The sequence below is a fragment of the Exiguobacterium sp. LL15 genome, from assembly GCF_024436095.1.
In the GTDB taxonomy this organism is placed as follows: domain Bacteria; phylum Bacillota; class Bacilli; order Exiguobacteriales; family Exiguobacteriaceae; genus Exiguobacterium_A; species Exiguobacterium_A indicum.
This window is the reverse complement of sequence record NZ_JANFNX010000001.1, coordinates 1,622,236-1,644,518: the sequence shown is the minus strand read 5'-3', so window position 1 is coordinate 1,644,518 and position 22,283 is coordinate 1,622,236. Positions and strand designations below refer to the sequence as shown.

The window sequence follows — 22,283 nt, the reverse complement described above, 5'->3', positions numbered from 1 at the left end:
CGAGAGATGAAATTGATGATTATTGGTTCAGTTGCTGCGGGAACGTCCGTTGGAGCAAAAGCACGTCGTAACAGTGAAGAGTTGCAAATCACGATTTATGATCGGGATCAGGACATCTCTTACTCAGGTTGTGGGATTCCCTACTTCGTCGGTGGGGAGATCGCTGATATCGATGAATTGACACCACGCGATGCCGCTTTCTTTAAAAAACGGTATAACATCGATATTCACACACAACACGAAGTCGAGTCGATCGATCATGCGACAAAAACGGCGACGATCGTCAATCTCCTGACAGGGGATCGTTTCACGGACACGTATGATACGTTAGTGCTGGCAACCGGTGCTTCTAGTATCGTTCCACCGCTTCCAGGCGTTGAGCATGAGAATGTCTTTACGGTTCGAAATGTCCGCAATGCCGACGCGATTCGGTCCTACATCGACGCCCATGATCCGAAGACGGCAACGATCGTCGGCGGAGGATTCATCGGACTCGAGATGGCAGAGCAATTGACGTATCGCGGTATTCAAGTCACGCTCGTCGAACGCTTGCCGCAAGTCATGCCGCCACTTGATCGCGATATGGCAGAACGCGTAGCGGATCATTTGAAAGATAAAGGGGTATCGCTCTTGCTTGGCGAATCCGTGACAGCGTTCAACGGAGAAGAACGTGTTTCTGAGGTCGCGCTTGAGAGTGGAAAAACGATCGAGACCGATCTCGTCATTTTATCGGTTGGCGTCAAGCCGAACACGGGTCTTGCGAAGCAGATCGGTGTAGAGCTTGGTAAAACAGGGGCGATTGCAGTCAACCGTCACATGCAGACGAATGTAGCTGAAGTTTACGCAGTCGGTGACGTCGCGGAGAGTTTCTCCGTCATCACGGGTGAAGCACTTTATCGTCCGCTTGGGTCAACAGCGAACAAGATGGGACGGATTGCCGGCATGGTCATTACTGGAGAAGAAGCGGAGCACCGTGGGATCTTAGGAACAGGTATCTTCAAGGCATTCGATTTGACGGTCGCTCAAACAGGTTTGACGGAAAAAGAAGCGCGTGAGTCAGGCTATGACATCGAAGTCTTGCATAACATCAAACCAGATCGTCCGGAATACATGGGCGGGAAAGAGATGACGATCAAAGCGATTGCCGATCGGGCAACAGGGCGAGTTCTCGGAGCCCAAATCGTAGGTCCGCAAGGTGTCGATAAACGGATTGATGTCCTGGCGACGGCAATCACCTTTAAAGCAAAGGCAGAGGATTTATTCCATCTCGATTTAGCCTACGCACCACCATTCGCGACGACGAAGGATCCCGTTCTCTATACGGGAATGGCACTCGATAATGCCATCAAAAAAACAGCGCGCTTGATGACGCCGAATGAATTGATCGACCAAGTCGCGAGCGGGAAGTCGTTCCAAATCATCGATACACGCTCAAAAGCACAATTCGAAAAAAATCATGTTGATGGAGCGATTCATATCCCGCTTGGTGAACTGCGGACACGCGCGAAGGAACTGGATCCGACGTTACCAACGATCGTCTACTGCAACAAAGGGGTGACGGGGAATGCTGCGCAAAATGTCTTGAAAAACCTTGGATTTACGGATGTATGCAACTTATCAGGCGGCAACAAGAACTATCAACATATCAAAAAATGCTTGTCATAAAATCGAACAATCTAGCGTGATGATCCTATTCATTTAGGAATCATCACGTTTTTTTGTTGCCAAATCGTTAAAAATAGGATATTTTTAGTATATCGGAAGACGATATAACGGAAGACGTAATAAGGAAGTGGGAAAATGGCACGAACGGTTCAAGAGACAGCATTAACAGAAGCTGTCTATTATATTTTACTGTCACTTCAACAACCCCGTCATGGTTATGGCATCATGCAATTCGTCCAAGAGTTGAGCAATGATCGTGTCAAGTTAGCTGCTGGTACGTTGTACGGCGCACTCAGCAGTCTGGTCGATAAAGGGTGGATTGAAGCGATCGAGCAAGAAGCAGGGCGAAAGAAAGAATACATCATGACGAATCAGGGGCGGGAGAGATTACAGGTAGAGCTAGATCGACTAAAAGAACTCGTGCGACATGGACAAGAAACGATGGGAGTGGATCAAGGTGAGCAGTAAAACGGTCTATCGCTTTTACGCTGATTATGCAAAAGAAGAAGTGTGGTTAAACGAGATGGCAAACAACGGCTGGTACTTACAGCAGTTTCGACTCGGACGTTATGTATTCATCAAAGGTGAACCTGGTATGTACACGTATCGAATCGAGTTATTAGAAAACATGCCAAAGCATCCGAAGTCGCAGGACTACTTTGCGTTTTTGGAAGAGATGGACATCGAAGTCGTGGATACATCGTTCCGCTGGGTCTTCTTAAGAAAACGGACCTCGGATGAACCGTTTCATATGTATTCGGACTTTGATTCACAGATCCATCACGAACACCGGATTTTGCAACTCTATAAAGTCGTTTTTTTCGTGAACATCATTGCAGTGCTTATTAATTTGTTTAATCCGATTACCGACACGATGATTTGGTTCAATCTCGCGATCGTGACGGGTCTCTCATTCGTAATGCAACGCCACGAACGTAAAATTCAAACATTACGTGGATTGCGTGCCATCGCGGAGCAGGATTAAACATCGGAATCCGAGCTAGCGAGGAAACATTACGTGCTCTCATTCTCGACGATTGCTGAAACGATGTGAACGATGTATCTGCAACTTCACCAATGAGTGATTTCATCAAAAAAAGCTCACGTCTCGGAAATGGAGACGTGAGCTTTTGTATTAAAATAACTCGTTGATCGGTGTGTCACCTTCGAGTAGTGTGACGACTTGCTTCGACGCCTTGTCGTGACCGATTGCAGCTAGAATGACGCGTGCGACATCCTCGCGCGGAATTTTTTTAGTTGCTTGTTCGGACGGATCCGTAGTGATGTTTCCTGTGCCAGCTTCATCCGATAGTCCGCCTGGACGAAGAATCGTGTAGTTGAGTGACGATTCCTTCAGGACACGATCCGCGTAGCGTTTTGCAATGTAATACGGTTTCATGCTGTCGGACCATGTTTCCGGCGAATCGGCATTCAAGGCACTGACCATGATGAACTGTTTTGCATGGATTGCTTCCGCTGCTTCGATCGATTTGACGGCACCGTCGAAGTCGATCAGCATCGTCTTGTCCGCACCCGTGTGACCGCCGGATCCTGCCGTAAAGATGACGACATCTGATCCTTGTAATGCATCAGTGATCGTCGCGACGTCCGCTTCAAGATCGAGATGGACCGGGGTATGACCTAATTTCTCAAAATCACTGAACTGGTCCTTGGAACGTAATCCTACTTTGACATCGTGCTCCGAATCCTGCAGTAAGCGAGCAGCGTGACGACCTACTTTACCATTTGCACCAATGATGAAAATCTGACTCATGTTCCATTCCTCCATTTCACGATTTGATGATTCTGTTTCAGTATGGAAAAGACGGGGGGATTCTGTAAAGAGAGACGACTTGTAGAACTGTAACCGTCATCAAAATATCTTTTTAACGCTTTTATGCATAAAATCATCAAATTATCTTGAAATCACGTGTAAGTGTGGTAGGATAATGACTATTACCCACACCGAAAATCATTTGGGTTAAATTGTAGCAATATTCGGTGAATGGGCAACGACGAAACAGAAAGGAGAGATACGATGAGAAAGAAACCATGGCTACTGGCAGGGCTTGTTTTGACAGGGGTTGCCGCTTGGATGATCTGGAATCAACAGACGGATGCCGAAGCACATGACATCTTCGAAGACCGAAAGCTGGTCGTCGGAACGACGGGAGATTATAAGCCCTTTACATACTGGAACGAGGAACGGAATCGTTATCAAGGCTTTGATATCGATGTCATCCAAGCGTTCGCAAAAGCAGCAAATCTTGACGTGACGTTCGTCAAGACGACATGGCCGACATTATCGGAGGATACGAAATCAGGAAAGTTTGATATCGCTGTCGGTGGCATCACGAAGAAAGTCGAGCGCGAGGTCGTCGGAGACTTTACATCGTCGTATTTCTCCTTTCAAAAAGCACCGCTCGTAAAGAAGAAAGATGTCGAACGCTTGAATTCGCTCGCTGCAATCAATGATCCAGGAGTCAAAATCGGTGTCAATCCGGGTGGCACGAACGAAGCGTTCGTGAAGAAGCATTTTCCGAAAGCAGATGTGACCGTCTTTGAGAACAACTTGGATATTCCAAAAGCCGTAAAAAGCGGACAAGTCGATGTCATGGTGACGGACGACATCGAGGCGTTGCATTACGCGACAGAACTCGATCTTGCGGTGCCGAAACTGACAGAGGCATGGGAACCAGCTGAGATGGCGTATTTGATGAAACCGGACCAAAAACAGCTTGGAGACGTTTTCCGGGTCTGGATTGAAAGTGCAGAGGGGCAAGAACAAGTTCAAAAATTGAAGAAAAAATGGAACATCGTCTCGACACGTGAGACGGTCGGAGCGAAAGGAGCGGGAGCACATGAGTAAATGGGGATGGATCGTCGTCGGAGGTGGCGTCTTATTTGCGAGCTTACTGACGCTATGGCAAACGGAGCAACCACGACGTGTACAAGCGAAGAACGTCTTTGCGACGAAAAAAATCGTCGTCGGAACGACTGGGGATTACAAACCATTCACGTACTTGAACCGGAAGACGAACGAGTACGAAGGGTTCGATATCGAAGTGATCCGTTCATTCGCCAAGACGACCGGCATCGATGTCGAGTTCGTTCCGACGACATGGCCGACGCTGTCTGCTGATCTTGCTAGCGGGAAATTCGATATGGTCGTCGGGGGTGTGACGAAAAACATCGAGCGCGAGATCATCGGCGACTTCACGTCGAGTTATCTGTCGTTCCAAAAGACACCGCTCGTCCGTAAAGAAGATGCTAAACGGCTTGCTTCGATCGAACAAATCAATCGTCCAGACGTGACGATTGGTCTAAATCCAGGGGGGACGAATGAACAGTTCGTCCGTAAGACGTTCACGAAGGCGAATATCATCATGTATGAACAAAACCTCGATATCCCGCACGCGGTCGCATCGGGCGAAGTCGATGTCATGATCACCGATACGGTCGAGGCGATTCATTATGAAGCACTCGACAAACGACTTGCGGCACCAAGAATTCAAGAAAAATGGATTCCGGCGGAGAAGAGCTACCTCGTCCGAGAGTCGGAAGGGGACGTCGTTGATGTCTTCAATCTGTGGATGCACTCGCACGAAGGTCAAGAAGAGATGGAGCAATTAAAAGAGAAATGGCAAGTGGCATCATAAGTGAATCGTGTCTCCTGACAGCAGGAGGCACGATTTTTTAGTAACAGGAATCTAATGGGAAAGGGCGAACAAGTATGTAGAAGTAAATTAGGAGGAAACCAATATGTTGAAAAATTTGTCAGCGAGACAATGGCTCATTATGACCGTTCTTTTTGTTTGTATCACTTATGGATGGATCGTCATCGGAGATGCATGGATCAATCCTACGTTGTTATTCGGAGGGGCGCTTATATTTACAAGTGGTGCAGTGCTGTCATTTAGTCTCGCGTTAGCCCGAACTGTTCGATTAACAGGAATCGGATTAACGATGATGCTGGTGTCGATCGTCACAACGCTCGTGGTATCTGCCAGCGTCTTGTATGGTGTGTATCAGATTGTTGCGTAATAGTTATAGAGTGAATCAAGGCACCGAATCAGGTGTCTTTTTTTTGATTCGAGATCAGAAAAAACGGGAAAATCTTGGACATGACTTGGAATTCAGAGAAAGAAGGAATGAAGATGATTCATGTCGAGAACTTGACGAAGACGTACAATGGGAAGGATGTTGTCAAAGGTATCTCGTTCGACGTTCAGGCAGGGGAGATTTTTGCCTTTCTTGGACCGAACGGGGCCGGGAAATCGACGACTGTTCAGATGCTGACGACATTGATTCCGATTTCCGGAGGTCGGGCGACGATTCAGGAATTTGATGTCGTCAAACAAGAAAAACAGGTTCGCTTGCAAATTGGAGTCGCCCTTCAAGATACCGGCATCGATGAGGATTTGACCGGTCTTGAGTTACTCGTTCTACAGGGAAAATTATTTGGATTAAGTCAGACGGAAGCTAAGAAACGGGCAGAAGAATTGCTACGACTCGTCGGACTCGATCGAGACGGCAAGCGTCGATCTGGCACTTACTCCGGTGGGATGAAACGTCGGCTTGACCTGGCTTTGACGCTCGTCCATCAACCGACTGTTTTGTTCCTTGACGAACCAACGACAGGACTCGACCCGGCGAGTCGTCTGCAAATCTGGAACGAGGTCCGGCGACTAAATGAAGAGTTCGGAACGACGATCTTTTTGACGACTCAGTACTTGGAAGAAGCCGATCAGCTAGCAGACCGGATCGCGATCATCAATGAAGGGCAACTGATTGCGGAAGGGACGGCAGCTGAGCTGAAGGCAGCAAACGGGGAAGAGCGGATCGAATTGACACTTGCGGAAAAAGAGGACGAACGAATCGTCTTAGAGACGTTTGCCGGTCGTCAGGAAAAGGATCGCCTCGTCATTCCTTCGCGGGGAACGGAGACACTGCGCGCGGTCGTCCGTTTTCTCGACGAACGGAAAATGGTTGCGACGTCACTCGTCGTCAAACAACCGTCACTTGATGATGTCTTCATTCGTTTAACCGGACAAGCTTATAAGGAGGAATCGTGACATGATACGTGAAACGTGGTTTTTGATGCGTCGGAGTCTACTCGTCACGTTACGTAATCCGTTTTCCTTCATTCCGAATTTGATCATCAGTGTCTTCTTCCTGCTCGTCTACACGAGTGGTTTGTCCGGAATCTCGAATTTACCGCAGTTCGACGGCGTCGATTATTTGAACTTCATTTTGCCTGTTTCGATCGTCTCGGGTGCTGTCGGCGGAGCAGGGGGAGCGGGGCAAGCACTCGTCAAGGACATCGAGAGTGGTTATTTCGCTCGACTCTTATTGACACCGGTCTCCCGGACCGCAATCGTCCTCGGACCGATGCTTGCCGGGATGCTGCAATTATTCGTTCAAACATTACTCATCTTCGGAATGGCATTCTTGCTTGGTCTATCGATTCCAGTCGGTGTCAGTGGCTTTTTCTTGACGATCTTACTCGCGCTTGGCTTCGGTCTCGCCTTTGCCGGTTACTCGGTCGGTGTCGCTTTGAAGACACGGAATGCGCAAGCCGCGCAAGCCGGAACACTTTTGTTCTTCCCGTTAATTTTCCTGTCGACGACGTTTGTACCGAAAGACTTAATTGAAGCCGAGTGGTTGAAGATTGCCGCGACGATCAATCCGACGACCTATATCATGGAAGGCATGCGTAGTGTACTGACTCGTCCGGAAATTGATTGGTCGGTCTACTGGCAAGGTTTGATCGTCGCTGCTGTTCTCAGTATTGCGATGGTGATCTTTGCTGCGTTGAACGCACGTGGGGCATTGAAAAAGTAAAAAATGGACCCGTTTTTAAGCGGGTCCATTTTATGCGGCTATCTAGTTGACTGTCTTATTTCAAATCGCGTTTTTCTTCCTCTTCTTTCGACGATTTACTTTTTGCGTCGAACTCAGAACGTGTCATGACATCTTCGACATGCATGTTGATTTCGATGACATCGAGTCCTGTCATATCATGGACTGATTTTTTGATTTTCGTTACAGCGTCTTGGAAGATGGACGGGATGTTTTTGCCGTACTCGACGATGACTTTTAAGTCGAGTGCAACTTGTCGTTCGCCGACTTCCGCGTCGATGCCTTTTGTGATATCTTCCGTGCTCCGGAAACGATCTGTCAATCCACTCATGAAGCCACCACTCATTGAGAGGATGCCTTTGACATCATTTGATGCGATACCGGCGATTTTCTTAATGACTTGATCTTCGAATGTGAGTTTATTTTCGCGTACTACTTCGTTTTCGTTTTGTTTAGTGTTGATTTCGTTAGCCATGAGAAATCTCTCCTTTTAGTGTAAGTTGAATGATTTTTTATTTTCTGTATGCTCAATCCCGTTGAAAGAACTGAATCCATCCTTCGACATCGAGCGCGTTATCCCGCCACTGACCGATCAAGTAACCGATTGTTGCGAATACGATGATCAACAACGTCGGTCCAAAACCGATCGTCAAGAACAAGGTGGCGAGGATCAGTCCGACTAGCCCGCCGAGTAGACGGTAGCGATACGGACGAAGTGCTTCGCTCGTTTTCATGATCTTCCTCCTCTCGTATCTTAGACGACGCGTTCAGACGTTTTTGTCTTCGTGTCACTGATCCGGACGCGTGTTTTTGTGACAGGTAGTTCGAGCAACGATTCGACCGCGTTCTTGGCGCGTTCTTGAATGTCTTTTCCGATTGTCGGCAAGCCTTCTTGACCGAAGACGGAACAGTCGACTTCAAGCGCGATGGTTTCTTTTTTCGAGTGAATGTCTGCGTTGACGCGTGGCGAACGTACGCCGTTGATACCGCGAATCGACTCGAGTGCCGTTCGTTCGATTGTTTGCTTAGAGATCGTGATATTCCCGTCACCCGTTTGAATCAGGAGACGTTGTCCTTTTGAACGACTGAGTAGTCCAGTGAATAATAGAATGACAAATACGAATGCTAGGAAGCCACCAAGTGATAAAATCGTGTAGCTATACCATTGTTGATCTTGCCACTGTTCAATCAAAGGACTGAGTCGTGGAACATCATAGACGCCAAGTACAAGAAGACCGACGCTGACTAAACCGAGAATGCCGATCAGGACGAGTAGGAAACGATTGAATCCGTTCATGTTACATCTCTCCTTTCTGCCGATAAATTGTTTTAATGCGATTGTTCTACACATGAAATATTATGTGTATGGTGAGAATATTCCCGCTCAAACGAACTCGAAACATAAAAATACACTTAGGATAAAAAGACTATTTATTCTGATAATTTATCTATTTATTAGAAAAATAGTAGATGAAATACGGCTTTATGTACTGAAATCAAGAATGATACGATGTCCTAAGGGTATAAGCGTTCGTGAAAGATTATTTATCATGAACAATATGCAATGTCAATATAAAAAACATAGACACAAAAAAACTCCTCTCATGCGGCCATGAGAGGAGAGACAGACGTTTATTTTTCGATTTTCGGTACTTTTACGATGTAATAGACCGTACTTAAGATCAAGAAAGCGACTCCGATTAAGATCGAGACGCGTGTCTCATCGTTGAACAACATCCCGACGAGCACTGTCAACAGCGCGACGATCGACAGATAGTTCGTCACCGGCGCACCGGGCATCTTGAACGGATGTGAGGCTGTCCGTTCACTTTCGAGTTTACGATACCGGATATGACTGATTAAAATCGCGAACCACGGTACCATCCCTGGTAGTACCGAAGCACTGTAGACATACACGAAGATGTTCGTATCCTTCCCGAGAACGAGTGGCAAGGTGATATCAAGAATGACACCGAAGAAAATCCCAATTGAAATCGCGAAGACCGTGTAGAATGGAATGCCGCGTTTGTTGACCTTTAAGAAGAAGGACGGTACTTGTCCTTTTTCAGCCAATGCATAGATCATCCGGCTTGCGCTGAAGATCCCGGAGTTACAACCGGATAAAGCGGCCGTGATGACGACGAAGTTGATGATACCGGCAGCAATCGTGACACCGACCTTGGCGAATGTCGCAACGAACGGACTGCCGAGATCCGACAACTCATTCCATGGATACACCGTGACGATGATGAAGATAGATCCGACGTAGAAAATCAAAATTCGCCAGACGACACCATTGATTGCCTTCGTGATGTTCTTTTCTGGATCTTTCGTTTCTCCAGCTGTCACGCCGATCAACTCGACACCGATGTAAGAGGCGAAGACGATCGAGAGCGCAAAGAAGAAGCCGGTGAAACCATTCGTGAAGAAGCCACCGTTCGCCCAAAGATTCGAGAAGCCGACTGGGTTTCCGTCATTCCCTAGACCAAAGAAGATGATGCCGAATCCGGCGACGATCATCAGAAGAATCGTTATTACCTTGATTGAGGCGAACCAAAATTCGAGCTCACCGAACATCTTGACGGAAGCAAGGTTCGCGAGCGTCAAGAGAATGATGACGACGACGCCTGGAATCCAAGTCGGTAGCTCCGGCCACCAAAAGCGCAAGTATGTCCCGACAGCGATGACTTCACTCATCCCGACGACGACCCAGTTGAAGATATTACTGCTTGCTGTCAAGAAACCAGCTGCTGGATGGATATAGTCGTTTGCAAACTTTGCGTACGAACCACTGTGAGGATGGGTGTAGACCATCTCACCAAGTGCCCGCATGATGAAAAAGATAAAGACTCCTGCTAGCATGTACGCGAGTAAGACGGATGGTCCCGTCCAAGCAATCGTACTTGATGCTCCAAGGAAAAGACCGACCCCGATCGTTCCTCCGAGTGCAATCATTTGTACCTGTCGTGCTGTTAAATCTCGTTTCAAATTCGAACTCATCATTTCCCCCATAAAAATTCTGTGACGTCATAATGTTCAGACAATTTGTCCGAATAACTATAATGCTGAGTATACTATCCTCAGATAGAACTCGCTAGTCTTTTTGAAAATTTGGGTTAGAGGTTTTCAAAAGTAAAAAGATTATGAAACAACTGTGTAATGGCTTTCATTTGCCTGCTAAGAGAGAGACAAGTCGCTGACCGAGTTTCCCGAAATATAGGTGTTCCGAGGTCGCTAGTACGATCAAGTCATTACGCATTGTAAGGTCACCTGACAGGGTATTTCCCTGTTCTGTCATGAATCGAATCGAACGAACACTTTCAAAGAACGTACCTTTCCGTTCGAGTAAATGTGCTTCATCAGAGTTTGCGGCAAGCAGAAAATCGTCGTACCGAGCGAACTGAGAAAAGGCGATTGTAGGTGCCTCACAGACGAGATCTTCCTCTTGGTCGATACGAATGAAACGGTAATCAGAGTAGTAGAAGAACCAGACTTCTTTTGATGAACAGACGTTTAAGGCGTAACAATCATCAATCGGGTATTGACGGTTTTTATATTGTACTTCGCCCGTATCGTCAAAAGCGACGAGACCAAAGGCACCATTTGAACTGGTTACGGCGTCAGCATAGATACCTTCGTCAAAATAACTGACCCAAATCCACCCTCGTTCATCGATTTGCATGTTTTGAATCCCATCATCTAAACAAAATTGATTGACTAGATTTCCCTGAACATCATAAATAAAGGCATTCGGCAACCACGTTCCGTCTACGTCATCATCGCAACGGGAAGCGACGAGTAACAAACGTCCATCCGGAAATCGATCGACGAGCGAAAAATCAATTTCGCTTTTTTTAACGATCGTCGTCTTACGCCAATCATCCTTCAATTGATGAATGGAAAGGACGTGTTCATTGCGTGCTTCGTCGAGGGTTTCTTCGACGATTAAAATATGTCCGTCGACGGTGATCCCGGTCGCGACAGGATGACCCGCCCGATAGGATGCAGTCAAACGACGTAACGGAAAATGAGCAAGTGGGGATGTGAGCATGGCAGGACCTCCTGTTTGTTTAAAAAAACAGTCCGTCGTCAGACAGACTGCTAGTTGTTCAAACCGTTCGTTGACGGCGTTTGTAGATGACATAGAAGATGATCAAGACGACGGCAGCGATTAGGACACCGTTCGTGTACGGTGCAGCCACTTCCTTGATCGAGCGCCAGTTCGTTCCGAGCGTTTCACCAAGATACAGGAACAAGATCGACCACGGAATGATCGCAAGCACCGTATAAAGAGAAAACTTCGTTTGATCCATCTTGGCAAGACCTGCCGGAATCGAGATGGCATGACGGACGACCGGGATGAAACGGGCTCCAAAGATGACGCCTTGTCCGTACTTTAAGAACCAACGCTCGGCTAGATCGAGATGATGTTCTGAAATCAAAACATACTTCCCGTATTTCAGGATAAGGGGACGACCGCCGTAGCGAGCGAACCAATATAAGAATAATTGCGAGAATAATCCACCGATGACGGCAGCGACGATGGCGAGCGGCCAGCCGATCGTTCCTTGAGAAATCATGAATCCACCATAAGAGAGGACGATTTCACTCGGTATGATTTCAATCATCAACCCGAGGGCGATGCCGAAATATCCGAGATCGGCAAGCGAAAGTAAAATCTGGTTGACGACTTGAGATAACACGTTAGACAACTCCTTTGTATCAGTTCATTCCTTTATTTTAGAGAACCGACGACGAAATGAAAAGGAAAAAAACGGAGACAATTCAAAAGACGGATTCGCGATGACAGCGAATCCGTCTTGTTTTTATAATACGACCGCAGCGATCGTACCGAAGATGAGTAATGGAATGTTGTAATGTAGGAACGTCGGAATGACGGTCTCCCGCATGTGATCGTGCTGACCATCGGCATTCAGACCACTCGTTGGTCCGAGTGTCGAGTCAGATGCTGGGCTACCCGCGTCACCAAGGGCACCCGCAGTACCAATGATTGCAATCGTCGCTTCTAAGCTGAATCCGTATTGGATGCAAAGTGGAACGAAGATCGCGGCGATGATCGGAACCGTCGAGAAGCTCGAACCGATTCCCATCGTGACGAGAAGTCCGATCAAGAGCATGATGAATGCAGCAACGAGTTGAGAGTCGCCCATCAACGCTTTCGAGTTTTCGACGAGCGGTTCGATATCGCCCGTCTTACGCAAGACGCTCGAGAAACCGTTCGCTGAAATCATGACGAAACCGATGAAAGACATCATGCGCATCCCACGTGTGATGACGTCATCCGCTTCACTGAAACGAACGAGACGAAGCAAGAGGAAAAGGATCAAACCAGTCGTCGCAGCTAAAATCATCGATTCCGTTTGCAACTGGACGATCAATGTCGCGATGACGACGACACCACTTAAAGCAAGCTTCGTTTTCGTGATGACCGGAATTTCATAATCTTCCGGTGCGATATCTCGAATCTCATACGTTCGTTCTTTACGATACGTGTACAGACCGATCAAGAGACCAACGACCATTCCGAGGGCTGGAATCGCCATCGCCTCGATGACGGAGGCTCCAGTCGTATCCAATCCGTTCGCTTCCAAATTCTTCAGTAGTATCTGATTGAGGTAGATATCCCCGAACCCGACTGGTAAGAACATATAAGGTGTAATGAGACCGAACGTCATGATGATCGCTATCCGGCGTCGATCGATCTTAAGCTGAGAAAAGAGACCGAGCAACGGCGGAATGATGATTGGAATGAATGCGATGTGGATCGGCAACACGTTTTGTGAACTGATCGCAAGCAAGAGAATCGCGAACAAGATGAATCCTTTTAATTTTTTGACGGAAGTGGCACTTGCGTTACCACGCGAACGCGCAATCAAAGAGTGAGCAAGTGCATCCGGTAAACCTGTTTTCGAGAGGGCGACGGCAAATGCACCGAGCATCGCGTAGCTAAGGGCGATTTCTGCTCCGTCACCAAGACCACCGGAGAATGCTTTTGTCGTCGCAGTCAGGTCAAGACCACCGACGAGACCACCAGCAAACGAACTGATGACCATCGCGAGCACGATGTGGACGCGGAAGATCGCTAAAATAAATAGTAAAAAGACGGCAAACAATACGGCGTTTATCATTCAGTAAAACCACACTTTCTTTTGTTATCACTGTACTATACTAAAGTATCTTACAGCCATGTTGGAATGCTGTCAAGAGTAAAAGTCTGACCTCGTAATCGAAAGATGAATGATACGCTTTTTAGCTCTCCACAAGAAGTTACATTCTGTTATACCCCGAAGCATGAAGTGAGAAGCGTTTTGATCACTGAAAATGACTCATACGAAAAACGTGCCATCCTTCTCCGTTACGAGAAAATATGGCACGTTATCTTTAAATTAAGACGGAGTAGAATATCCGAGTCTATTTGCGTTTCTTCTATAGAGAGTGATCAGCAATCGACGACAGAGAGTGATCAGCAATCGACGACGTCGAGCTTACCAGTACCCGGATCGATGACGAGTCCGTGGACGTTCGTTCCTGGCGGTAGTAATGGATGGTTCTTCACGAGGCTGACCGAGTGAGCGACGCTTTCTTGAACTGACGTGAAACCACGCAACCATTGATTCAAATCAACGCCAGATACTTCGAGCGTGTGAAGAATCTGTTGGTCGATGCCCCGATCCTTCATCTCGTTGATCATGTGGTTAGGATCAATCGTGCTCATGCCGCAGTCGTGGTGACCGATGACGACGACTTCTTCAGCACCAAGAGCATACAACGCGACGAGAATCGAGCGCATGACGGAACCGAATGGGTGCGATAGGATAGCACCGGCATTTTTGATGATCTTCGCATCCCCGTTCTTAAGACCAAGTGCGTGTGGGAGGAGTTCCGTCAAGCGGGCATCCATACACGTCAGGATGACGACCTTTTTGTCTGGGAACTTATCCGAGACGAACTGTTCATACTGTTTTTCGGCGACGAATCGCTCGTTGAAGGCTAGCATTTCCTGTACAACTGACATTCAAGTGTCCTCCTTTAGTGGTAGCTCTTAATATGTACCCCATATCAGAATACAAGATGATGAAACGGCTATCAAGTCAGGAAAATGCGAGGTGTGACAAATCGCACACATCCATGTACATGAAGCAAAACGATGAAAAAGAAGATTTCACAACAGTTGTAAACGCTATCAAAGGTGTGAGGGAATTCACAGGATGGTCATGCACAAAACAGGAAAAAGGGGTTATGATTGATTTGTGAAGGAAAGCACAAACTATTGAAAAACAGCTTGGCATTCCTGACATAATGGTTGGCAAATCAAACTCAGATTCGTTCCACGACAGGGAGGAAACCACTCATGGCTGTGAAAGAAAAAACAAAATCGACGGCAACGCCGGTCGAACAAGCGGTTGGACAAATCGTTGAAAAAGGGCAACGTGCATTACAAGAATTACTGACATTCGATCAAGAAAAAATCGACACGATCGTCCGGGATATGGCACTTGCTGGACTTGAACGGCACGTCGAACTCGCTCGTCTCGCGGCAGAAGAGACGGGACGCGGTGTCTTTGAAGATAAGATGATTAAAAATATGTTTGCGACAGAATACATCTACAACAGTCTACGTCATGAAAAAACAGTCGGGATTTTAGAAGAGGATGTCCAAAACGGCATCACCTATATCGCTGAACCCGTCGGTGTCGTCTGTGGTGTCACACCGGTCACGAACCCGACATCAACGACGATGTTCAAAGCATTGATTGCGATCAAGACGCGCAACCCGATCGTCTTCGCGTTCCATCCATCGGCACAACGGTGTTCCGTCGAAGCAGCGAAAACACTCCGCGACGCAGCCATCAAAGCAGGGGCACCGAAAGACTGTATTCAATGGGTGGAAGAACCATCACTTGAAGCAACGAAAGTCTTGATGAACCATGAAAAAATCGCCATGGTCCTTGCGACAGGTGGGGCAGGAATGGTCAAATCAGCGTATTCAACAGGTAAACCGGCACTCGGTGTTGGACCAGGGAACGTTCCGTGTTATATCGAACAGTCTGCGAAAGTCAAACGGGCAGTCAGCGATCTTGTTCTTTCAAAAACGTTTGATAACGGGATGATTTGTGCGTCTGAGCAAGCTGTCATCGTCGACCAAGAGATTTATGCGACGGTTCGTGCGGAAATGGAAGCACTCGGTTGTTACTTCTGTACACCGGAAGAAAAACAACGCCTCGAATCACTCGTCATCAAAACCGATACATGTGCCGTCAACGCGGACATCGTCGGGAAACCTGCGACATGGATTGCAGAAAAAGCCGGAATCGATGTTCCGGAAACAACGGTCATGCTCGTCGCAGAACTCGAGCACGTCGGAGCGGCAGAACCATTGTCTCATGAAAAACTCAGTCCCGTCCTCGGTGCGTACCGCGTCGCATCAACTGAAGAAGCGTTCACGATTGCAGAACAGATGCTTGAAATCGGCGGTCTCGGTCATACAGCCGTCATTCATACGACGAACGATGACTTGATGACAGCGTTCGGACTCCGCATGAAAGCCTGCCGGATCCTTGTCAACAGCCCATCTGCTCATGGCGGAATCGGTGATCTGTACAACGAGTTGACACCATCACTGACACTCGGTTGCGGATCATACGGGAAAAACTCTGTTTCTGAAAACGTGACAGCGAAACACTTACTCAACGTCAAAAAGGTGGCGAGACGACGCGTGAACATGCAATGGTTCAAGGTCCCTGAAAAAATCTACTTCGAAAAGAACTCCGTTCAGTACTTGCGGTCGATGACTGACGTCTCACGTGTCATGATTGTCACTGATCCAACGATGGTACAGTTCGGGTATGCCGATAAAGTAATTCAAAACTTACCACAGTCCGTCAGTTACCGGATCTTCGACCAAGTCGAACCAGATCCATCGGTGACGACTGTTCAGACGGGTGCTCAAGCGATGCGTGATTTCAAGCCTGACTTGATTATCGCCCTCGGTGGTGGTTCGGCGATGGATGCTGCAAAAGGAATGTGGCTCTTCTACGAACAACCGAACGAAACGTTCTCGAACTTGCGTCAAAAATTCCTCGATATTCGCAAACGGGCGTATCAATTCCCGACACTCGGTCGTCAAGCGAAGTTCGTCGCGATTCCAACGACTTCGGGTACGGGTTCAGAAGTAACACCGTTCACCGTCATCACGGATAAAGAGAAAAACGTCAAATACCCGATTGCTGACTATGCATTGACACCAGACGTCGCAATCGTTGATCCGGAATTCGTCATGACCGTCCCGGCTTCGATCACTGCTGATACCGGAATGGATGTCTTGACGCATGCGACAGAAGCATACGTCTCGGTGCTTGCGAACGACTACACGGATGGACTAGCACTCAAAGCAATCAAGATGATCTTCGACTACTTGCCACGAGCATATGCTAACGGATCAGACGCCGAAGCACGCGAAAAAGTGCACAATGCGTCAACGATGGCAGGGATGGCATTTGCGAATGCCTTCCTTGGCATCAACCACTCGATCGCACACAAAATCGGTGGCGAATTCCACACACCACACGGTCGGACGAACGCGATCCTGATGCCACACGTCATTCGCTATAACGCATCACGTCCAACGAAACTAGCAGCTTTCCCGAAATATGAATCATTTGTTGCTGATGAACGGTACGCGGACATCGCGCGTTACCTCGGTCTTCCGGCAGCAACGACGGAACAAGGGGTCGAATCCCTCATCCAAGCCGTTGCCGATCTTGGACAACGTCTCAACATCAAGATGTCATTCAAGGCGCAAGGCATTCAAAAAGCAGACTTCGAGGCAAAACTCGATAAGATGGCAGTCGATGCCTTCGAGGATCAATGTACGACGGCGAATCCGAAGATGCCGCTTGTCGCTGAGTTACGGACGATCATGGAACAAGCATACGAAGGCATCTAAATAGAGAAAAAAATACCATGGCACCTGATCGTTCAACCGGCTTCTCATTCTGAGAGGTCGGTTTTTATTTTGGAAATCAGTGGAGACAGTCAGAGAAAAGGTGGGATATAATGGCTGTTGAATGAATTTGATGTTTTTGGTTTCGCTGTAGCAGGAATATTCAAACATCAGACATAAAAAGGAGGAAATGGGATGGAGTCAAGGCAAGAAAGGAAACAACGACGGTTTTCCGTCTGGGATGTCCTGTTTGGCGTCCTTATCGGTCTCATCTTTTTCGGTGTCATCTATGGCGTGATGGCATTTTTGACTTCACAAATCACTTCATCCTCAGACTATCAGGATCTCGTGACGCAGATGCAACAGGCGGATGTCTCCTGGAAAGATGCAGACATCACGGTGTCATTGATGCTACTGTTCGTCGGTGGGCTGTCGATCACGATGCCGAGTGCGGTCCGGGAAGGGATCATCAATCAGGTACTCGACGCGAGTTCTGCTGGTGATGTCTTATCGTTGTTTGGGATCGACTTAAAACAGGTCCTCGCACCACTTACGTTCGATGTCTCTTACGGCACGTTACTTTATTCTGTCTTTGGCATCGGTTTAATCGTCCTGTTATTTTTAGTATTACGGATTAAGGCAAGTCGTCTTGGGTGGACGATTCGATCGGTTAGTTTCTTCTTAACCGTCGGGATCATCTGGTTCGTCCTTGCCGGACGCGGAAACGACGTGCCATTCCTCTCGTTACAAGACGGCTATGCGATGAGTGGCATCTTACCGCTTCTCGTCGTCAGTTTGCTTGGTTGGATGGCGTTCTTCCCGCAAAAGTTATCCGGTCTGACAGCTGCTGGACGTGCCAGCTTACTGATTTTGATGCTCGCAAGTACGCTTCAACTCGTCTTTACGGTACAGGACGAAGCGGAATATGACGGCGATTCTTCACTACGGACGGCATTGACCGTCGCGAGTCTGAACGCCGGAAGTGGCGGGATGTACGACTGGATCCACGGCGGTCAAGTCGTGTATCAAGCAGACGTCCTTGGAGCGAGTGCGGAAATCCCCGTCTCGATGTTGAACGGGGAGACCTCAACGGATCAGCTCAATGACTCGATCCAAAAAGTCGTCGATGGGATCGACACGGACCGGGTGACAGAACAATTGTTGACGTTACTCGGTGGAGAACGTCCGGATTTGTCAGCAACACAATTGAAGCTCGATCCTGTTGATTACGGCGTCGCGCGGCAGACGATCCAAGTGATTGATGCGGAATCGGCAGGAGCGACGCCACCGAATGTCTCCAGTGAGAGTGCGTATTGGGTGTTGTTGCTCGTAACGTTTGCGATCTACTTCGTCTGTAGTATCCGAAGCTTCAAATCGATCATCGATCCGTTCGTCTTTGCGATCGCGATCGGTGTCATCAGCTTCATCGTCAGTCAAGCTTCGTACGTTCAGTTCGCAATGAAATGGCGCAGTGACGTCTTATTCGAGTTCGCTCAACAGACGGCAGGCTGGACGGTACTATACGCTGCAGGTCTTGCGTTACTTGGTGGAATTCTTGGTTATGTCGTCCGACGGAAACCAGATAAAACGGTGTAAGGGACGTGGAGTGATGAAGCTCCTCCACTAGGAGAGATACCCTGAATGGGGACGACGAACGTTACTGTCATCCTCGCTTTCCACAGACGAGAGGTAAGTCGCGTATCCTAAACTACGACCGGGTCTTACCAGACCCTGACTTAAGCGAAAACCATGCTTTTTTTCCTGTAGGAGTCGAGAAGGAACAGTTAAGTTCTACATCAAGCATAAACGATACGTTTTCAGGTTCATGACCTGAAATGTATCGTTTTTTTACGTGGTTTATCTCATTTGCATCATCTCCTTTTTTTACCATGTAAACTTGGTTTGTAAAGGGAAAATCAACAATGTTAAGCCAGTATTTGGAATTAGTTAAGTAGGTTAAATAAGACGGATGTCCGACCTATTTGAAAGGACTATTAGCTATAATCGAACCATGCTAAATTAATGAAGCAGTCAAAACATCCTGGGGGGAAAATCCATATGAAAAAAGCAACGAAACTCGTCATCGCGTCGACATTGATCGCACCGATGCTCGTACCAGTCGTTCAAGTCAAGACACTTGCTGCCGACAACAGTGTCGTCAAGTTACGCTTCTTAGAAACAACGGATTTACATACGAACTCAATGAACTACGATTACTTCAAGGATGCGCAGGACGAAACGATTGGTCTCGTCAAAGCGGCTACAGTCATCAAAAAGCAACAAGCTGAAGTGGGCGTTACGAATAGCTTCTTGTTCGATAACGGAGATACACTTCAAGGAACGCCATTCGGTGATTACGTCAAGAACCAGTACGACAAAGGAAACAAAGGCAAACATCCGATGTACGAATTGATGGAATACCTCGGTTATGATGCGGTCACGCTCGGAAACCATGAATTCAACTTCGGTCTTGATTTCCTCAAGTCAGCGATGAGTGCTTCGAGCGGTTCAATCAAGTTCGTCAACTCGAACGTATTGGATGCAGTCACGAAAAAGCCAATCGTCGCGGACTACAACAAAGATGGAAAAGACTATCAAATCATCGAACGTCAAGTCAAGGACCAGAACGGTGACATGAAAACAGTCAAGGTGGGTGTGTTCGGAGTCGTCACGCCACAAATCATGGCATGGGATGCGGGGAACCTGACGGGGAAAGTCACGGCTGAAGATATCATCCCGACTGCTAAAGCAACAGCGAAAAAATTAAAAGATGCTGGCGCAGACGTCGTCGTTGCACTCGCACACACAGGTATCGGGGATACGACGGATCAAAAAGATGGCGATGAGAACGTCGGCTACGCGTTGACGAAAGTCGCAGACATCGATGTCTTGATGACAGGTCATCAGCACGGGAAGTTCCCAGCAGCCGATTCAGCGTTCAACAAACTGCCGAACGTTGATGCAACGAACGGTCTGATCAATGGCAAGCCGGTCGTCATGGCAAACACACAAGGGAAAAACGTCGGTGTCATCGATCTTGAGTTGAAGCAAGTCGACGGGAAATGGGTCGTTGATACGTCTGGCGCTAAACTAGCGGACGTGACGAAAGACACGACAGCAGATGCCGGTGCTGTCAAATTGATCGAAAAAGCACATGAAGGAACACTCGCGTACATTCGTCAAGAAGTCGGGACGATTAATGACGACATCCAGAGCTTCTTCGCTCTCGCGCAAGACGATGATTCAGTTCAGTTCGTAACGAACGCTCAGAAATGGTATGTCGAGAAACAACTCAAAGAAAATGCCGATCTTGCGAAATATAAAGATCTCCCGTTGTTGTCTGCTGGTGCACCATTCAAGACAGGTGGTCGTAACCAAGTCAACGCATCCGATTACACGTTGATCAAAAAAGGACCAATCGCACTCAAGAACGTCGCCGATCTCTATGTTTATCCGAATACACTCGAAGTCGTCAAAGTAACCGGTGCTGACGTCAAAGACTGGCTCGAAATGTCAGCCGGTCAGTTCAACCAAGTCGGCGGTGAGCAAACGAACTTGTTGAACAAAGAATTCCGTAGCTATAACTTCGATATCCTCGATGGATTGACGTATGAAATCGACATCACGAAACCAGCGAAGTTTGACTATAACGGTGTCGTCGTCAATAAAGACGCAAATCGCGTCCAAAATATCAAGTATCAAGGTAAAGCGATCGCAGACGATCAAGAATTCCTTGTCGCGACGAACAACTACCGCGCAGGCAGTGCGACGTTCCCAGGTCTTGGTGGCGGAAAGAACATCGTCTACAAATCAGCCTACGAAACACGTAATGTCATTTCGGACTTCATCAAAGCGAAACAACCGGTTGATTATAAAGCCGATGACAACTGGTCACTCGTCGCAAGTAAGCCGACGACGGTCAGCTTTGATTCAGCGGTTGCAGCTGCACCGTACGTCAAGCGGTATGAAGGCATCACGAACACAGGTGAAGCACGTCCAGGTGAGACAGGTACGTTCCTTAAATTCAATATGAACGTTCCGATGAAAGACTTCACGGTCTCGGCAAAAGCAGTTAAACCGGGTGCAAAAGTCGTTACTGGTCAAGCCGTTCCAGGTGCGAAAGTCACAGTCAAACTTGGCGAAAAAGTCCTTGGAACAGCAACAGCAAACGAAGCGGGTCAATACGAAGTCGGAACACGTCCGCTCAAATTGCGTGACAAGTTGACGATTGTCTCTGAACTCAGCTTCATGAAGACAGAAACGAACGTTACAGTCGGCACAGGTGTCGTTGCGACACCAGCGATCGATAAAAAGTCAGCAGTCTACGGTTCAACGGTCCTCCGCGGTAAAGCAACGGAAGGTCTTGACGTGACGCTCTATAAAGGATCAACGAAGATCGCGAAAGCGAAAACGACGGCAAGCGGCTTCAAGATTGCGGTCAAGAACGGTCTAACGACAGGTACGTACACGGTCAAGTCGACAGACATCTCGAACAAGATTACGAAAAAGGCGTCGTTCACGATCAAGAACACGTATCCGGTCAAAAAATGGTCAGGCAAAAAGACGTTGACAGGTAAAGTCGAAAAACGACAAATCGTCCGCCTCTACCAAAAAACAGAAACTGGTTATCAATTGATCGCTCAAGACGTGGCGGATCAGCACGGGAACTATGTCTTGAAGATGCGTCAAGCATTGACGAACGGCTCGTACAAACTCAACATCTATACAGCGAAAGATCATCTCGATCAGTCACGCTACTTCATCACGAAGTAACATGTCACACGGATGTCTG

At 47.7% G+C, this 22,283-nt stretch carries 20 protein-coding genes; 11 read left to right on the top strand and 9 right to left on the bottom strand.

Annotated elements, in window-relative coordinates; translation table 11 throughout:
• The first annotated feature begins 6 nt into the window (after positions 1 to 6).
• The 3 genes from NOM72_RS08640 to NOM72_RS08630 all read left to right on the top strand — a co-directional run bounded on the left by NOM72_RS08640 (position 7) and on the right by NOM72_RS08630 (position 2,650).
• Positions 7 to 1,665 carry an FAD-dependent oxidoreductase gene (locus NOM72_RS08640; RefSeq protein ID WP_255998835.1) on the top strand — a complete coding sequence of 553 codons (1,659 nt, stop codon included), beginning with the start codon at positions 7 to 9 and terminating at the stop codon, positions 1,663 to 1,665.
• 135 nt (positions 1,666 to 1,800) lie between these two features.
• Positions 1,801 to 2,133 carry a PadR family transcriptional regulator gene (locus NOM72_RS08635; RefSeq protein ID WP_050677029.1) on the top strand — a complete coding sequence of 111 codons (333 nt, stop codon included), beginning with the start codon at positions 1,801 to 1,803 and terminating at the stop codon, positions 2,131 to 2,133.
• Positions 2,123 to 2,650: a DUF2812 domain-containing protein gene (locus tag NOM72_RS08630; protein WP_255998832.1), complete on the top strand. Its 528-nt coding sequence runs from the start codon at positions 2,123 to 2,125 to the stop codon at positions 2,648 to 2,650. Before NOM72_RS08635 ends, NOM72_RS08630 begins: the two co-directional genes overlap by 11 nt.
• 150 nt (positions 2,651 to 2,800) lie before the next feature.
• Here NOM72_RS08630 and NOM72_RS08625 read toward each other — a convergent pair whose 3' ends face one another.
• Entirely contained in the window at positions 2,801 to 3,439 is a 639-nt protein-coding gene (locus tag NOM72_RS08625) for an SDR family oxidoreductase (protein ID WP_255998830.1), read from the bottom strand.
• A gap of 264 nt (positions 3,440 to 3,703) precedes the next feature.
• Between NOM72_RS08625 and NOM72_RS08620 the strand changes: the two genes are divergently transcribed.
• The 5 genes from NOM72_RS08620 (at position 3,704) to NOM72_RS08600 (ending at position 7,509) form a co-directional block, all read left to right on the top strand.
• Complete coding sequence (locus tag NOM72_RS08620; protein WP_035397989.1) at positions 3,704 to 4,534, top strand: transporter substrate-binding domain-containing protein; 831 nt, start codon at positions 3,704 to 3,706, stop codon at positions 4,532 to 4,534.
• Positions 4,527 to 5,324: a transporter substrate-binding domain-containing protein gene (locus NOM72_RS08615; protein WP_255998827.1), complete on the top strand. Its 798-nt coding sequence runs from the start codon at positions 4,527 to 4,529 to the stop codon at positions 5,322 to 5,324. The genes NOM72_RS08620 and NOM72_RS08615 overlap by 8 nt, the downstream gene beginning before the upstream one ends.
• Before the next feature lie 103 nt (positions 5,325 to 5,427).
• Positions 5,428 to 5,709, top strand: a complete 282-nt coding sequence (locus NOM72_RS08610; RefSeq protein ID WP_035397985.1) for a hypothetical protein — start codon at positions 5,428 to 5,430, stop codon at positions 5,707 to 5,709.
• Positions 5,710 to 5,789: 80 nt separating this feature from the next.
• Entirely contained in the window at positions 5,790 to 6,740 is a 951-nt protein-coding gene (locus NOM72_RS08605; protein WP_255998824.1) for an ATP-binding cassette domain-containing protein, read from the top strand.
• Position 6,741: 1 nt separating this feature from the next.
• Positions 6,742 to 7,509 carry an ABC transporter permease gene (locus tag NOM72_RS08600; protein ID WP_023467885.1) on the top strand — a complete coding sequence of 256 codons (768 nt, stop codon included), beginning with the start codon at positions 6,742 to 6,744 and terminating at the stop codon, positions 7,507 to 7,509.
• Between the two features lie 55 nt (positions 7,510 to 7,564).
• Here the strand turns inward: NOM72_RS08600 and NOM72_RS08595 are convergent, their stop codons facing one another.
• The 8 genes from NOM72_RS08595 to NOM72_RS08560 all read right to left on the bottom strand — a co-directional run bounded on the left by NOM72_RS08595 (position 7,565) and on the right by NOM72_RS08560 (position 14,563).
• Positions 7,565 to 8,002: an Asp23/Gls24 family envelope stress response protein gene (locus NOM72_RS08595; RefSeq protein ID WP_050677037.1), complete on the bottom strand. Its 438-nt coding sequence runs from the start codon at positions 8,000 to 8,002 to the stop codon at positions 7,565 to 7,567.
• A gap of 52 nt (positions 8,003 to 8,054) precedes the next feature.
• The gene (locus NOM72_RS08590; RefSeq protein WP_023467890.1) at positions 8,055 to 8,261 is read right to left on the bottom strand and encodes a DUF2273 domain-containing protein; all 207 of its coding nucleotides are present in this window, start codon (positions 8,259 to 8,261) and stop codon (positions 8,055 to 8,057) included.
• A 20-nt stretch (positions 8,262 to 8,281) separates the two neighbouring features.
• The gene (gene amaP, locus NOM72_RS08585; RefSeq protein ID WP_050677038.1) at positions 8,282 to 8,824 is read right to left on the bottom strand and encodes an alkaline shock response membrane anchor protein AmaP; all 543 of its coding nucleotides are present in this window, start codon (positions 8,822 to 8,824) and stop codon (positions 8,282 to 8,284) included.
• A 335-nt stretch (positions 8,825 to 9,159) separates the two neighbouring features.
• Entirely contained in the window at positions 9,160 to 10,530 is a 1,371-nt protein-coding gene (locus NOM72_RS08580) for an amino acid permease (protein ID WP_058265276.1), read from the bottom strand.
• A 163-nt stretch (positions 10,531 to 10,693) separates the two neighbouring features.
• Complete coding sequence (locus NOM72_RS08575; protein WP_255998820.1) at positions 10,694 to 11,578, bottom strand: hypothetical protein; 885 nt, start codon at positions 11,576 to 11,578, stop codon at positions 10,694 to 10,696.
• Positions 11,579 to 11,636: 58 nt separating this feature from the next.
• Positions 11,637 to 12,230 (bottom strand): undecaprenyl phosphate transporter UptA, encoded by a 594-nt coding sequence (gene uptA, locus NOM72_RS08570; RefSeq protein ID WP_023467894.1) that lies wholly within the window; start codon positions 12,228 to 12,230, stop codon positions 11,637 to 11,639.
• A gap of 123 nt (positions 12,231 to 12,353) precedes the next feature.
• Entirely contained in the window at positions 12,354 to 13,673 is a 1,320-nt protein-coding gene (locus tag NOM72_RS08565; RefSeq protein ID WP_255999192.1) for a Na+/H+ antiporter family protein, read from the bottom strand.
• Positions 13,674 to 14,011: 338 nt separating this feature from the next.
• Entirely contained in the window at positions 14,012 to 14,563 is a 552-nt protein-coding gene (locus NOM72_RS08560; protein ID WP_035397969.1) for a beta-class carbonic anhydrase, read from the bottom strand.
• A 336-nt stretch (positions 14,564 to 14,899) separates the two neighbouring features.
• Between NOM72_RS08560 and adhE the strand changes: the two genes are divergently transcribed.
• From adhE to NOM72_RS08545, 3 genes are all read left to right on the top strand, one after another.
• Positions 14,900 to 17,494, top strand: coding sequence for a bifunctional acetaldehyde-CoA/alcohol dehydrogenase (adhE, locus tag NOM72_RS08555; protein WP_050677042.1), 2,595 nt, complete (start codon positions 14,900 to 14,902; stop codon positions 17,492 to 17,494).
• Between the two features lie 192 nt (positions 17,495 to 17,686).
• Positions 17,687 to 19,087 carry a hypothetical protein gene (locus tag NOM72_RS08550; RefSeq protein WP_255998816.1) on the top strand — a complete coding sequence of 467 codons (1,401 nt, stop codon included), beginning with the start codon at positions 17,687 to 17,689 and terminating at the stop codon, positions 19,085 to 19,087.
• Between the two features lie 462 nt (positions 19,088 to 19,549).
• A complete protein-coding gene (locus NOM72_RS08545) occupies positions 19,550 to 22,264 on the top strand; it encodes a bifunctional 2',3'-cyclic-nucleotide 2'-phosphodiesterase/3'-nucleotidase (RefSeq protein ID WP_255998813.1) in 2,715 nt (904 codons plus the stop codon).
• Positions 22,265 to 22,283 lie beyond the last annotated feature (19 nt).

Excerpts from the sequence above, each read along its gene's own strand:
- NOM72_RS08580 (WP_058265276.1), bottom strand. The coding sequence starts at position 10,530 with ATGATGAGTTCGAATTTGAAACGAGATTTAACAGCACGACAGGTACAA.
- NOM72_RS08615 (WP_255998827.1), top strand. The coding sequence starts at position 4,527 with ATGAGTAAATGGGGATGGATCGTCGTCGGAGGTGGCGTCTTATTTGCG.
- NOM72_RS08635 (WP_050677029.1), top strand. The coding sequence starts at position 1,801 with ATGGCACGAACGGTTCAAGAGACAGCATTAACAGAAGCTGTCTATTAT.
- NOM72_RS08605 (WP_255998824.1), top strand. The coding sequence starts at position 5,790 with ATGACTTGGAATTCAGAGAAAGAAGGAATGAAGATGATTCATGTCGAG.
- adhE (WP_050677042.1), top strand. The coding sequence starts at position 14,900 with ATGGCTGTGAAAGAAAAAACAAAATCGACGGCAACGCCGGTCGAACAA.
- NOM72_RS08625 (WP_255998830.1), bottom strand. The coding sequence starts at position 3,439 with ATGAGTCAGATTTTCATCATTGGTGCAAATGGTAAAGTAGGTCGTCAC.
- NOM72_RS08640 (WP_255998835.1), top strand. The coding sequence starts at position 7 with ATGAAATTGATGATTATTGGTTCAGTTGCTGCGGGAACGTCCGTTGGA.
- NOM72_RS08620 (WP_035397989.1), top strand. The coding sequence starts at position 3,704 with ATGAGAAAGAAACCATGGCTACTGGCAGGGCTTGTTTTGACAGGGGTT.
- amaP (WP_050677038.1), bottom strand. The coding sequence starts at position 8,824 with ATGAACGGATTCAATCGTTTCCTACTCGTCCTGATCGGCATTCTCGGT.
- NOM72_RS08560 (WP_035397969.1), bottom strand. The coding sequence starts at position 14,563 with ATGTCAGTTGTACAGGAAATGCTAGCCTTCAACGAGCGATTCGTCGCC.
- NOM72_RS08550 (WP_255998816.1), top strand. The coding sequence starts at position 17,687 with ATGGAGTCAAGGCAAGAAAGGAAACAACGACGGTTTTCCGTCTGGGAT.
- NOM72_RS08610 (WP_035397985.1), top strand. The coding sequence starts at position 5,428 with ATGTTGAAAAATTTGTCAGCGAGACAATGGCTCATTATGACCGTTCTT.
- NOM72_RS08590 (WP_023467890.1), bottom strand. The coding sequence starts at position 8,261 with ATGAAAACGAGCGAAGCACTTCGTCCGTATCGCTACCGTCTACTCGGC.
- NOM72_RS08545 (WP_255998813.1), top strand. The coding sequence starts at position 19,550 with ATGAAAAAAGCAACGAAACTCGTCATCGCGTCGACATTGATCGCACCG.
- NOM72_RS08595 (WP_050677037.1), bottom strand. The coding sequence starts at position 8,002 with ATGGCTAACGAAATCAACACTAAACAAAACGAAAACGAAGTAGTACGC.
- NOM72_RS08600 (WP_023467885.1), top strand. The coding sequence starts at position 6,742 with ATGATACGTGAAACGTGGTTTTTGATGCGTCGGAGTCTACTCGTCACG.
- NOM72_RS08575 (WP_255998820.1), bottom strand. The coding sequence starts at position 11,578 with ATGCTCACATCCCCACTTGCTCATTTTCCGTTACGTCGTTTGACTGCA.